Source organism: Aliiroseovarius sp. F47248L, from assembly GCF_023016085.1.
Classification (GTDB): Bacteria; Pseudomonadota; Alphaproteobacteria; order Rhodobacterales; family Rhodobacteraceae; genus Aliiroseovarius.
In genome coordinates, this window is the sequence record NZ_JALKBF010000001.1 from 1,378,750 (window position 1) to 1,392,187 (window position 13,438).

A 13,438-nucleotide genomic window follows, 5' to 3' on the forward strand; every position below is an offset into this window, starting at 1 on the left:
GATCCAATCCGCCCTTTCTGTTTACTGACAACCTCTTACCTGGTGGACTTCAATCGTTTGAACAAACTGGAGGTGTCCCAACGTCCACCCCCCATCTTTTGCACATCCTTGTAAAACTGATCGACCAATGCCGTGACAGGCAGCGACGCTCCGTTCTCATCCGCGGTGGACAGACAGATGCCAAGATCCTTACGCATCCAGTCAACTGCAAACCCGTGTTCAAAGTGATCATCCGCCATGGTTTCATGTCGGTTGACCATCTGCCAACTTCCAGCCGCCCCCCCTTGGATCACATCGACCACTTCGCGAATGTCCAGACCGGCTTTTTCGGCAAAATGCAAGCCTTCGGACAAGCCTTGAACCAGACCCGCTATGCAGATTTGATTGACCATCTTGGTCAATTGCCCCGCTCCGCTTTCACCCAGCCGTTTCACCGTGCGGCCATAGGTCTGCATGATCGGTTCTGCTGCATCAAAAGCTGCATGATCGCCACCGCACATGATCGACAGAACGCCATTTTCTGCCCCGGCCTGCCCGCCTGATACCGGCGCATCGACAAAGGACACGCCCTGATCGGCGGCTGCGGCATACAGCTCGCGGGTGACGGCGGCTGATACTGTGGTGTGATCGACAAAAACAGCGCCGTTCTGCATCCCCGTTAATGCGCCGTCGGCGCCAGCGACCACGGCGCGCAAGTCGTCATCATTACCCACACAGGCCATCACGAAATCCGCGCCCTCGGCCGCCTCGCGCGGCATAGCAGCCCAAGCACCGCCATGTTCCTTGGCCCATGCTTCAGCTTTCGCGGTGGTTCGATTGTAGACCGTCACCTCATGCCCTTTGGAAACAAGATGGCCCGCCATTGGGTATCCCATCACTCCCAAGCCCAGAAATGCACATTTTGCCATGACGGTTCCCTTCCGTTGAATTCCCCTGTGAAGCACAGTAGTTACCGCTTGGACTCGCAAGGTCAACGGATGGCAGCATGACAGTGGATGAAATTTGATGGGTAAGGTCGTTCTTTGGATGATCCGCATTGTGGCTGGCTTGCTTGTTGTTGGCGGGCTTGTGATGACGCTGGTTTATTATCTGGCGGCGCAATCCCTGCCCGATTACAGCGTCACCCGAAAGACGGCCGGGATCACCGCCCCGGTCGAGATCGTGCGCAGCAACGCCAATATTCCCCATATATTTGGCGAAAACGACGCCGATGTGTTTTTCGGCTTGGGATATGCCCACGCGCAGGATCGACTGTGGCAGATGATGATGATGCGCCGCACTGCACAGGGCCGGTTGTCCGAAGTATTTGGCCGACGCACTTTGCAGGTGGACGAGCTGATGCGGCGATTGGACCTTTACTCGCTGGCGAAAGCAGCGGTCGAGGTGCAGGACGATGATGCCAGAACCGCACTGAAAGCCTATAGCTCGGGTGTTAACGCTTATCTCAGCCGCGTGAATTCCGAGGCGCTGGGCCGGGGCGCACCCGAGTTTTTCCTGTTTTCTAACGAATTGTCGCCGTGGCAGCCCGCAGACAGCATTGCCATTCTTAAGCTTATGGGCGTGCAATTGGCCGGTCATCTGGAAGAAGAGCTGCTGCGTGCGCGTGTTACCCTTGCGCTTCCGGAAGAGCGGGTGAAAGATATCCTGCCTGACATCCCCGGCACCGGGGTCGCTGCTCTGCCCGATTATGCAGCACTTCTGAATGTGCCAAAGACCCAGTTTGCCAACCTTCCTACAGGTCAGGAGCGTCCTGACTTGTGGCCTACCCCACGTCGCGGTCTGGCAGGTGCCTCGAATGCCTGGGCCGCTGCGCCTAAACGCTCAGCCGCGGGTGGAACGCTATTGGCCAACGACCCTCATCTGGGCTTCACTGCACCCGCGATCTGGTATCTGGCGCGGCTGGAGCTGTCGACGGGCGGCGTGATCGGCGGCACCATTCCCGGTATGCCTGCGATGATGGTGGGGCGTTCGGATTCTTTTGGCTGGGGGGTCACCGCGTCCTATCTCGACGACCAGGATTTGCATGTCGAGAAACTGAACCCGGACAACCCGACTGAAGTGCAGACCCCCGATGGGTTCAAACCGCTGACCAAACGCGGCTCGATCGTAAAAATCAAAGACGAAGCCCCTGTGACCTTTGACCTCCAATGGTCCGACAATGGCCCGGTCCTGCCGGGACACCTATTCGATGTCGGGATCATCACCCCGCCCGGCCACGCCATGTCGCTGAACTGGACGCTCTTGACCCGCGAAGACCGCTCGATGAGCGCGGCGATCCGCTTGATGCGGTCAAAATCCGTGATGGAAGGGATTGCCGCTGGAGCTGACTACGTCGCCCCCAGTCTGACCCTGACCCTGGCGGATCGCGACAGCATCGCGATGAAAGTGATCGGTGCGATGCCTAAGCGCGACGCACAGCACCAGACACGCGGTCGTATTCCCAGCCCCGGCTGGGTGCCCGAAAATCGGTGGCAAGGTTTACTGAGCTACAGCGCCAATCCTGAATTTGTGCAACCAACGGGGGGGATCGTGGGTAACACCAACAACAAGCTGGTGGATCGCCCCTTCCCCAACCATATGAGCTTCGAATGGGGAGACAGCCAACGTGTGCAGCGTTGGAGCCGCTTGATGCAGGCGCGCGAGGTGCACACCCGCGACAGTTTTATCGAAGCGCAACTTGATTCCGTTTCCGTGACGGCCCGCACGCTGTTGCCCTTGGTGGGTGCGGATCTCTGGTTCACCGGCGAAGCCGCTCCTGATGGCACCCCAGAACGCGCCCGCCAGCGCGCGCTGGAGCTTCTGGCCAACTGGAACGGCGAGATGAACGAGCATATGCCTGAGCCGCTGATCTATTCAGCATGGCTTCGCGCTTTGCAAAACCGCCTGATCCGGGACGAGCTTGGCCCACTGGCAAACGAGTTCCCGCATGTCGAGCCGATCTTCATCGAACGGGTCTTTCGCGATGTCGAAGGCGCTGGCGTTTGGTGCGACGTGATCCAATCCGCGCCAGAAGAAACTTGTACCGACATTGCCCGCGTCGCGCTGGATGACGCTCTGCTGTGGTTGGACGAGAACGCCGGTGGCGCACAGGAAAGCCTGCGTTGGGGCGACTATCACGAGGTGACGCACAAGCACCCGGTGCTGGGGGATGTGCCCTTCCTGAAATGGTTTGTGAACATCCGTCAGTCTACCTCGGGCGGGGACAACACGCTGTTGCGCGGGCGCACTGCGGGGACCGGAAAGAACCCTTATCGCAATGTGCACGGCGCCGGATTTCGTGGTGTCTATGATTTCGCCGATCCCAACAGCTCGCTATTCGTGATTTCGACTGGGCAGTCGGGCCATCCGCTATCGCGCCACTATGACGATCTGGGCGAATTGTGGCGACGTGGAGAATATACGCCGATGTCGCTGGACCCGGCTTTAGCGCGGGCTGCGTCGGTTGGGGTGACCCAGTTGTTGCCGAAGAACTGATCGGGAAGCACTGAACGCGCTAGGGTTCAGAGCGCGGCATATTCCGCCGCTTGCCGATCGGTCCATGTCACCGTGATCGCCCAGCCGTCTTCGCCTGGCTCTTCGGTTTCGACAATGCCTTTGTCAAACAGCCATGCCCGTTTTCGCCCGTCCGAGAACGCCAAGTTAAGCGTCTCAGTCTTGCGCGGTGTATCAAGGGCGGCGTCGATAGCCAGCACCAGATCGTCAAATCCTTTACCGGTCAGTGCAGAGATGGCCAGAATACTGTCGCTACGTTCCGCCTCGCGGCGTCGGGCGTCTTGATCGTCCGTGTCCAGCAGGTCGATCTTGTTCCAGACCTCAATCTGCGGCGTGTCTTCGTTCACCCCCAGTTCGGTCATGATCAAGTCCACATCATGGGCCTGTTCATCGGTGCTTTCATGGCTGATGTCACGGACATGCAGGATCAGATCTGCGGCCAATACCTCTTCCAGCGTGGCGCGAAAGGCGGCCACAAGTTGCGTTGGCAAATCCGAGATGAAGCCCACTGTATCGGACAGGATCACTTTGCGTCCGCCACCCTGCGCCGGCTGCTTCCCTATTGCCGGCAGTTCGATCTGGCGCATTGTTGGATCAAGCGTGGCAAACAGCATGTCCTTGGCCAGCACATTAGCCCCGGTCATACGGTTGAACAGTGTGGACTTGCCCGCATTGGTATAACCGACCAGTGCAACAATCGGATACGGCACCTTGGCGCGTGCCGCGCGGTGCAGTTCGCGAGTCTTCACAACCTTTTCAAGCTGCCGACGCAGCCGGTTCAGCTGATCATCAATGGCGCGGCGGTCCGCCTCGATCTGGGTTTCGCCGGGGCCGCCCACGAATCCGAGTCCACCCCGCTGTCGTTCAAGGTGGGTCCAGGCGCGCACCAGTCGCGTCCGTTGATAGGTCAGCGCGGCCATTTCAACCTGCAACACCCCTTCTCGGGTGCGCGCACGGTCAGAAAAAATTTCAAGGATCAAGCCGGTTCGGTCAAGAATCTTGACCTTCCATTCCTTCTCCAGATTGCGTTGCTGCACCGGGCTGACCGGCCCGTCGATCAGCACCAGCTCGACCTCGGCGGCGTGCAGTTGCTGACCCAGTTCCTGCAACTTTCCCTTTCCGAACAGCTTGCCGGGATGTGGCGTGGGCAGGCGCACGACGCCGGACCCGACCACGTCAAGATCGGGTAACGCCATCGCAAGCGATACAGCTTCCTCAAGCGCAGGGGCCGCGTCGCGGCGGTTGCGGTCGGCTGTCAGTTCGGGATGGAAGACCCAAGCCCGCGTGGGCTGTTCTTCCCGGTCAATGAGATCGCTCAGCTTTCTTCGCCATCATAAAGGTTGATCGGCTGGCCGGGCATGATGGTTGAAATCGCGTGCTTGTAGACAAGTTGCGACTGGCCATCGCGGCGCAGCAAGACACAGAAATTGTCAAACCATGAGATGACGCCCTGAAGTTTCACGCCATTGATCAAGAAGATCGTCACTGGAACTTTCGATTTTCGAACATGGTTCAGAAACGCGTCCTGCAGGTTCTGTTTGTCGGCAGCCATCGCTTTTTTCCTTTTTTCTCTCGTGCTGCCGGAACCCGGCAGAAATTCTTCGTGACGCCACTATGGCGTGAGGACTTGACCTTTTCCACCCCCTTTTTTGCGCATTGGGACAACGGATTGAGAGGAGTTATCATTGGCGTGGATCGCAGTTCAACATCCGACCCAGCGGGTTAGCGTCGCCATATCTCGGGGCTAAGCAACGCGATGATGGCCAGCATCTCCAGACGCCCAAGGATCATTGCGCCGGCTAAAACAGCTTTGGCCGGATCTGATAACGTGCTGTAAGAAATCGGCTCCGCCGATGCGACCTCCGCAATCGGCCCGGTTGTGGTCAATGCGGCAATGGTCAGGGTCATCGCGCTTTCGAAATCCTGCCCAAGCAACGAAAACAAACCTGTGACAAGCGCCACGGACATCGACATCAGCATGAAAAAGACCCACGCCATATAGGCCCCGCGCCCACGGATATGTCGCGCTTCAGTGCCCGATCCGCCGACGGACGACGGGTGGACAAGCTTCTCCATCTCGCGCAACCCATGCAAATAAAGCGCATAGACACGCATCAGCTTCGCGCCTCCTGCGGTTGTGGCAACCCCACCGCCGATCAGCGCCAATGCCATTAGGATCAGTCCTGGTGTCTGAAGACCCGACCAGTTGCGGCTGTCCGCCCAGGCAGCACTTTCAAAGCCGGTGGTCGTCAGAAATGACAGCACGGTAAAGAAACTGCCCCAAAGTGATGTCAGACCCGCGGTCCAGTTTTGCTCCTCGTCTACCTCATACGCCCCGACCCAGTGGCGTAGGAACAGAAACAGCGGCAGCAAGATCACGATCGCCAACGCCATGCGTATTTCGGGATCTTCCGGCAGGCGTCGCCGTCGTTCGCTGCCCTGCATATCCGACGCAAAGGTCACACGTGAGATGGCAAAGATGAAAAAGAATGCCATCACGATCTCGCCGACATAACCCGAATTGCTGCCCGCCGGGCCACCAACCGGAGAGATGCCGCTGGTCGCGATGGTCGACATAGCGTGACACAACGCGATGAAGGCGTTGTCTCCGGCAATGATCAGACCCAGCCACAAGGCCGCCGTCAGACCGATATAAACCGGCAACAGCCGCACGCCATAGGTCCGGATTCGTTCCGAAAAATCAGCAACCCGCGTGATCTGACTGATACCTGCTCCAAATCGCGTATCGCCGGAAGCTGCCGCACCGCGTTTGCCATATCTTGCCCGCACCTCAAACCCGCCCAGCGACATCGGGGCAAGAATGGCAATCGCGCCAACCCAGATGAACAGTCCGCCCATCCATCCCACCAAGGCGCGCCATAGGTGGACCGAGCGGGCGATACGGCTTGCATCTTCGAACAAGGTCGCGCCGGTGGTGGTCAGGGCCGACACCATCTCGACATAAGAGTTCAGGAAGGTTGTGGTGCGCACGGCCTGATGAAAAGGCACAGCCAGCATGATCGGCAGCAGAACGAACAGCCCAAGCAAAGCCAACAGGTGACGCCGATGCCGGGTCGAACGATCTCGATCAGCCATCGCGATGGCTAAAAACGAAGTCAGAAACCCAAACAGCAAAGCGCCATACAGAAACACTCGCGCCTCATAAAACTCGCCAATCATCCAACCAAACCCAGCAGGCAGCAGCATCGCAAACGCGCCGATCCCCATCAGGATCACAAGCAGCGGCAGTTTGGCGATATTGGCGAGCATGGCGTTGGCCTTATCGGTGCGGCGGGATCAGAAAAAGTCGATGGTGACTTGAAGCAGCCGCTCGACCTCGGGCACGTCTGCAGCCATCGAGAACAAGGCGACCACGTCCCCTTCGTCGACCCGTGTCTTGCCCGTTGGTTTCACAACCTTGTCGCCCTTCAGGATCGCACCGACTAGAACCCCTTCGGGAAAGTCGATGTCACGCACCGCCTTGCCTGCAATGGGCGATGTAGACAGCACCTGTGCCTCGATCACTTCGGCCTCGGCATCCCCCAGCGAATAAACCTCGCGCACTTTCCCGCGGCGAATGTGGCGCAGGATCGAGCTGACGGTCTGTGTGCGCGGGTTGATATAGGCGTCGATTTTCAACGGTCCCATCAGGTTGACCAGTGATGGATCGTTGATCAGACAGATCGACATCGCACATCCCGCCGCCTTCGCCCGGACCGCCGCCAACAGGTTCACTCGATCATCATCGGTCACCGACAAGATGGCGTCGGCGCGAGGTACGCCAGCTTCTTTCATCAGTTCGATATTCATCGCGTCGCCATGCAGGACAACGGTGCGCTCCAACGCGTCCGCAGCGCGTTCGGCGACCGCGCGGTTCAATTCCACAACTTTGGCGCGGATGCGGTCGGTTCGGTTTTCCAATTCACGCGCAACGGCCAGCCCCACATTTCCACCGCCCAGAATGACAACACGTTCCTGACGCTTTACCGACTTTCCGAACACCTCAAGGGTACGGTTCACATCTTCAGTGCGGGTGAACACATATATCTGATCGCCGCCAAACAGCTGATCTCCGGCCTCGGGCGCAAACAAGGACCCTTCACGGCGGATGCCAACCACCACCGCGCTGAGCGTCGAGAATAGATCGGTCAACTGTCGCAGGGGCGTGTTCACAACCGGGCAGTCGTCGGCGATCTGAATGCCCAAAAGCTGCACCCGCGAATCCATGAAACTTTCGATATCAAAGGCCGAGGGTGCCTGCAGTCGTTTCAACACCGCTTGCGCCACCTCGCGTTCCGGGCTGATCACAACATCAATGGGCAGGTGATCGCGCCGATACATGTCGGCGTAGATCGCATCCAGATAGCTTTGCGCACGCAGCCGCGCGATCTTTCGCGGGATCGCGAACACGGAATGCGCAATCTGGCAGGTGACCATGTTCACCTCGTCTGAATGGGTCGCCGCGATGATCATGTCGGCATCCCTTGCCCCGGCGCGATCCAGAACATCGGGATAAGAGGCATGGCCAGCCACCCCCTGCACGTCCAACGTGTCAGTTGCTCGCGCGACAAGCTCGGCGTTGTTGTCCACCACCGTCACGTCATTCTTTTCACTGGACAGGTGACGCGCAATTTGCCAGCCCACCTGACCGGCACCGCAAATGATGACCTTCATCCGGTTCTCCCTGATGTCACATCAAAAAAATCCATGGCAGAAGGCCCGTTCAGGGTCAATGCCCACCGATCGACGCCGCCACGCCACATTGCAAGCCCAGCCCACTTTGATCAGGCGTCAGCCTCGATTTCGGTCTCTTCGTTTTCATCTGCGACATAGGCAACCCGGGCCCCCGCTTTTGACCCGGTTACAACACCAAGGGATTTCAGCTTGCGGTGCAGGGCCGACCGTTCCATGCCGACGAAATTGGCCGTGCGTGAGATATTTCCGCCAAATCGATTGATCTGGGTCAGAAGGTATTCCCGCTCAAACGCCTCGCGGGCTTCGCGCAAGGGCATCATCGCCAGCGCACCTGAGACCACGACACCCTGCTCTCCACTGTCATCGTCACCGCTGTCCTGCCCCGGCAGGTCCGTGGCCTGAATTGGCCCTGTGCCTTCCCCCAGAATTAACACACGCTCGATCATGTTCTTCAATTGCCGTACGTTTCCGGGCCATTGCATGGTCTGAAGCATGGCTTCCGCATCCTCGGTCAGATCGCGCAGCGGCAATCCCTGGTCACGATTGAAAGCCTGCAGGAAATAGCGTGCTAGCTCTGGTATGTCCTCGCGCCGTTCGCCCAGAGGAGGCACCGCAATCGGCACCACGTTCAAGCGATGATACAGCTCTTCACGGAATCGACCACCTTCAATTTCAACCTGCAAATCGCGGTTGGTCGACGAAATGACGCGCAGATCGACCGAGACCTTGTCGTTGCCACCGACTCTCTGAAACCGCTGATCAACCAGGACACGCAGGATCTTGGATTGCGTGCCCAGTGGCATGTCGGCCACTTCGTCGAAGTAAAGAACGCCGCCATTGGCTTCTTCCAGCAATCCCGGTTCGACGCCACGCTCGGCGCTTTCGCGACCGAACAGAACTTCCTCCATGCGGTCCGCTTCGATCGAGGCCGAGTTGACCACCACAAACGGCGCCGTGGCCCGGTCAGAATTGGCGTGAACATAGCGTGCGGCCATCTCTTTGCCCGCACCGGCGGCCCCAGACAGAAGTACACGCCCATTTGACTTTGTTACTTTGTCCAGATGCGATTTCAGTGACTTAAACGCCGCACTTGATCCAATCATCTCGGTCGGATGAGTATCGCGGCGCTTCAACTCGGTGTTCTCGCGGCGCAATCGACTGGTTTCCATCGCCCGGGTGATCACCACCATCAACTGATCAATGTTGAAGGGTTTTTCGATGAAGTCATAGGCCCCTTGCTTGATCGCAGCGACGGCAATTTCGATATTACCGTGACCCGAGATGATAACCACTGGCACCTCGGGATGTTCGCGTTTGACCATCTTCAGGATGTCTATTCCGTCCATCGCAGAATCTTTTAGCCAGATGTCCAAGATCATGAGTGACGGCAATTCTGCTTTCACCGCCGCCACGGCTTCGTCTGACGTACCCGCCAATCGGGTCGTAAACCCCTCGTCCTCCAGAATATCCGAGATCAGTTCCCGGATGTCCCGTTCGTCATCGACAATCAGAATATCGCTCATGTTGCCCCCGCTTTCTGTTGCTCTGTCTGCCCGTCATCTCGGGGCAGAAAAATTCTTGCCAACGCGCCGAAATGGGCGCTTTCACTATGAAAGGCGGGCGCGTCTTCTAGGGTCAGACGCCCGCCATGCTCTTCAATAATCTTCTTCACAATTGGAAGCCCCAGCCCTGTGCCTTTTTCACGCGTGGTGACATAAGGTTCAAACAGCCTTGATCGGTCTTCCGGCAAGCCAATGCCGTTGTCGGCAATGGTAATTTCAATCCCGCCTGATACGTCGTGCATATCCACACGGATTTCCGGTGAATGCCCTTCGGGCGCGCCTTTTTCCTCTAGTGTTTCAATGGCTTCCCCAGCGTTCTTGATCAGGTTGGTCAGCGCTTGTCCGATCATCGTGCTATCAATTTCAACGTCAATCGGGCCATCCAGCAGTTCGGCGCGGATCGTCACGCCCTCTTGCCCTGCTTGCTGAAGCAACACTGCGTCACGCACGAGGGAGACAATATCGGTGGCACGGCGTTCTGGTTCCGGCATTCGGGCAAACTTCGAAAATTCGTCTACGATGCGACGTAAATCATTGGTCTGACGCACGATCACGTCGGTGTATTGTTCCAATGCATCCACATCGATGCCGTCCACCTTGCTGAACTTGCGTTTAATACGCTCGGCGGACAGTTGGATCGGGGTCAAAGGGTTCTTAATCTCGTGCGCGATGCGACGGGCCACGTCGCCCCACGCCGCCATGCGCTGGGCCGACACAAGGTCGGTCACATCGTCGAACGCAACCACATAGCCTTCCAGCCCACCCTCGTCAGACCGTCGTGTCGCGATGCGCACCAGCAAGTTTTCCTGCTTGCCTCCGCGCGTCAGGCGCAGTTCTGTTTGGGCGGTTTCGCGTGTGCCACTGGCCACTTCGTCCAGCAGGGATTGGAATTCGGGAACCACCAGCGCCAGTTCCTGCTCGACACCAGTTTCATCACGCACGTCCAGCACTTCTTCTGCAGCGCGGTTGACGAATGTCACCTGACCATCGGCATTGAGCCCAATCACACCGCCGGTCACCGACCCCAGCACGCTGTCAAACAACCGGCGACGGCGTTCAATCTGTTCGGTGTTTTCCAAAAGCCGCTCGCGTTGGCCTTTCAGTTGCGTGGTCATCTGGTTGAAATAGCGCCCAAGCATCGCGATCTCGTCATCGCCTTCCTCTTCGATGACACGCACGTCCAGATCGCCCGCCCCTACGCGCTGCGCGGCTCCTGCCAGCCGCCCTACGGGACGCGCCAGACGTTCGGCAAAGGACATGCCCATCCAGATCGCCGCAAGGATCAGAATGACCGCAAAACCCAGATAGATCAGCCCGAACTGAAACAACCGCTGACCGCGTTGACTTTCCAACTGGTTATAGACCCGGGCCGCTTCCTGTGTTTCGTCGACAAGATCCAGAATTTCGCCGTTCACATCGCGGGTCAGTTGGATCAAGTGATCCGAGAAATTGTCCAGTTTGATCAGAACTCGAAACTCGTTGTTCTGCCAATCTTCGATCACCACGGTTTCGCCTTGAAGAGCCCTGTCAAGATCGTCTTGACTGGGTTGTTCAAAATCAAACAGGTAAGAACCACCACCGCGCACCCGAATAATGCCTTGGGAGTCAATCACATAGGCTTCACGCAAGCCGCGTTGGATCCTCGCCTGCCCCTGTGTCAGCAACGACCCCAGTTCGGCGTCGGTCAGCAACAATTGCGACTGACGTTGACGTTCAAGAAACAGCGCGATGGCCTCGCCGTCCTGCACCAACCCATCCCGACTTTCCTGCTTATAAGCTTGTGCGGCAGACAGCGAGTTGCCAACCACGGTGCGCACCCGGTCTGAAAACCAGCCTTCAAGCCCCATATTCAGGGTCAGCATTGCGAAAATCGCCACTAGGATTGTGGGGCTAAGCGCAATGACCGCAAACACCATTGTCAAACGAAGGTGCAGCCGCGATCCGGCACTTTCCTGACGGCGGGCCACGATCATCCGGCCAAGTCCCGCCAGAACCAATCCGGCCACCATGATCACATAGATTGCGTCTGCCAGAAGGATCAGCCGCAACGTGTTGCTGTCAGCGCGTTGGGCAAATGGGCCAAGCGTCAGGAAGGTCACGATGGCCAGAACCGGGCCAAGGACCACCATGCCAAAGGCTCCAACCGATCTGAACCTGCGCCACCGGCGCATGGACAGATACTGGTCCAGCCTCGACTTCCGCACCGCGCGTCGCGCCACTGTGCTTGCCCCTACTCGTCATGGCCGCGTTACCGCGGCGACCGCCTGAGTGGCCCGGGTCTTGTGCCCAATTGCCACGCTCTGTTGCCCTTTTACATCAACTTACGGCGGCGTGTCACCTCGATTTCGAGCTCGGTGATCTTTTTACGCAAGGTATTGCGGTTGATTCCCAATAAATCGGCACATTTAGCTTGATTGCCGCCGGTCGCATCCAGGGCGATTTCGATCATTGGACGCTCAACTTCACGCAAAATCCGCTGATAAAGACCACTTGGCGGCAACGTTCCACCATGCAAATCGAAGTAACGTTGCAGGTGTCGGGTGACCGAATCTGACAGGCGTTCATCACTGTTATCGGCGGCCACGAATGAGGCCGAGACCGCCCCGCCCAACGCTAGATCAACCTCGGCTTTCGAGATTTCTTCCTCGGCGCTGGTCACGACGAGCCGATTGACCAGATTTTCAAGTTCACGCACATTCCCCGGCCACGGAAACGCCCGCAGGGTTTGTGCTGCATCGGATGAGAACCGGCGCTCCGGCAATCCGTCTCGCGCCGCGCGTGACAAAAAGTGTTCGGACAGCGCGGGAATATCCTCCAACCGTTCACGCAAGCTGGGCACCGGAATCACGACACCGGCAAGTCGGTAGTACAGATCTTCGCGAAACGCGCCTTGCGCCGCAGCTTTGGCCAGATCCCCTTGCGAGATAGCCAGAACGCGCGGGCCACTTTGCCCCATACCATCCAGAAGACGGGACAGACGCGCCTGCGCATCGGTATCCAGATCGCCAACACCATCAAACAGGATGGTGCCCCCACGCGCGCGGCGCACCACGTCATTGACCCCGTCGGACGGGGCAAGATCGTCTGGCGTTGCAATGATGAACGGCCCGTCGCGCCGTTCGGAGAAATCATGAAGGGCTTGCGCGATCAGCGACTTACCCGTACCGCTTTCCCCGGCGATCAACACTGGCAAGTCGACATTCAGAACCCGCGCGACAAGTCGATACAGTTCTTGCATCGCCGGGGTGCGACCGACCAGTGGAAGATCGGTTGCGGTGTTTTGAGGCTTGCTGGCAGCATCTGCTTCGTTGGGTGCGCGGACCCGTTTACGTTCCAACGCCTGTGCCGTGCGTTTCATCAGGTCCGGCAGGTCAAAGGGTTTCGGCAGATAATCGAACGCTTCGGCCTCGGCGGCCTGAATGGCGGTCATGATAGTGTTTTGGGCCGAAATGACGATCACCGGAAGGTTGGGCCGCAATTTTGCGATACGCGGCAAGGATTCAAGCCCATTGCCATCCGGCATCACTACATCCGAGATCACAGCATCTCCGCGCCCGTCCTCTACCCAGCGCATCAGCGTTGCCATTGACCCGGTTGCGTGCACCCGACATCCCGCACGGGTCAGCGCCTGCGTCAATACGGTGCGGATCGTGCGATCATCATCGGCGACAAGAACGGTTCCGTCCATG

10 protein-coding genes are annotated in these 13,438 nt (G+C 58.2%); 2 read left to right on the forward strand and 8 right to left on the reverse strand.

Annotation, left to right across the window (positions count from 1 at the left end; translation table 11 throughout):
* Positions 1 to 35: 35 nt before the first annotated feature.
* Positions 36 to 908: an NAD(P)-dependent oxidoreductase gene (locus tag MWU51_RS06900; RefSeq protein ID WP_247035858.1), complete on the reverse strand. Its 873-nt coding sequence runs from the start codon at positions 906 to 908 to the stop codon at positions 36 to 38.
* 97 nt (positions 909 to 1,005) lie between these two features.
* On the opposite strand from MWU51_RS06900, the gene MWU51_RS06905 reads away from it, so the two are divergent.
* On the forward strand, positions 1,006 to 3,474 hold the full coding sequence (locus MWU51_RS06905) for a penicillin acylase family protein (RefSeq protein ID WP_247035860.1): 2,469 nt from the start codon (positions 1,006 to 1,008) through the stop codon (positions 3,472 to 3,474).
* Positions 3,475 to 3,500: 26 nt separating this feature from the next.
* Here the strand turns inward: MWU51_RS06905 and hflX are convergent, their stop codons facing one another.
* From hflX to MWU51_RS06935, 6 genes are all read right to left on the reverse strand, one after another.
* Positions 3,501 to 4,799, reverse strand: coding sequence for a GTPase HflX (gene hflX, locus MWU51_RS06910; protein WP_247038744.1), 1,299 nt, complete (start codon positions 4,797 to 4,799; stop codon positions 3,501 to 3,503).
* A gap of 8 nt (positions 4,800 to 4,807) precedes the next feature.
* The gene (gene hfq / locus MWU51_RS06915; protein WP_133488330.1) at positions 4,808 to 5,044 is read right to left on the reverse strand and encodes an RNA chaperone Hfq; all 237 of its coding nucleotides are present in this window, start codon (positions 5,042 to 5,044) and stop codon (positions 4,808 to 4,810) included.
* A 170-nt stretch (positions 5,045 to 5,214) separates the two neighbouring features.
* Positions 5,215 to 6,762 carry a potassium transporter TrkG gene (locus tag MWU51_RS06920; protein ID WP_247035861.1) on the reverse strand — a complete coding sequence of 516 codons (1,548 nt, stop codon included), beginning with the start codon at positions 6,760 to 6,762 and terminating at the stop codon, positions 5,215 to 5,217.
* Positions 6,763 to 6,789: 27 nt separating this feature from the next.
* Positions 6,790 to 8,166 carry a Trk system potassium transporter TrkA gene (gene trkA, locus MWU51_RS06925; RefSeq protein WP_247035863.1) on the reverse strand — a complete coding sequence of 459 codons (1,377 nt, stop codon included), beginning with the start codon at positions 8,164 to 8,166 and terminating at the stop codon, positions 6,790 to 6,792.
* A 110-nt stretch (positions 8,167 to 8,276) separates the two neighbouring features.
* The gene (locus tag MWU51_RS06930) at positions 8,277 to 9,710 is read right to left on the reverse strand and encodes a sigma-54 dependent transcriptional regulator (protein WP_247035864.1); all 1,434 of its coding nucleotides are present in this window, start codon (positions 9,708 to 9,710) and stop codon (positions 8,277 to 8,279) included.
* Positions 9,707 to 11,878 carry a PAS domain-containing sensor histidine kinase gene (locus MWU51_RS06935; RefSeq protein WP_348646719.1) on the reverse strand — a complete coding sequence of 724 codons (2,172 nt, stop codon included), beginning with the start codon at positions 11,876 to 11,878 and terminating at the stop codon, positions 9,707 to 9,709. The genes MWU51_RS06930 and MWU51_RS06935 overlap by 4 nt, the downstream gene beginning before the upstream one ends.
* Here MWU51_RS06935 and MWU51_RS06940 point away from each other — a divergent pair.
* Positions 11,877 to 12,017, forward strand: coding sequence for a hypothetical protein (locus tag MWU51_RS06940; protein WP_247038884.1), 141 nt, complete (start codon positions 11,877 to 11,879; stop codon positions 12,015 to 12,017). The two genes, MWU51_RS06935 and MWU51_RS06940, sit on opposite strands and share 2 nt — an antisense overlap.
* Before the next feature lie 43 nt (positions 12,018 to 12,060).
* On the opposite strand, the gene MWU51_RS06945 is transcribed toward MWU51_RS06940, so the two are convergent.
* Positions 12,061 to 13,437, reverse strand: a complete 1,377-nt coding sequence (locus MWU51_RS06945; RefSeq protein WP_247035865.1) for a response regulator — start codon at positions 13,435 to 13,437, stop codon at positions 12,061 to 12,063.
* Position 13,438: the final 1 nt, after the last annotated feature.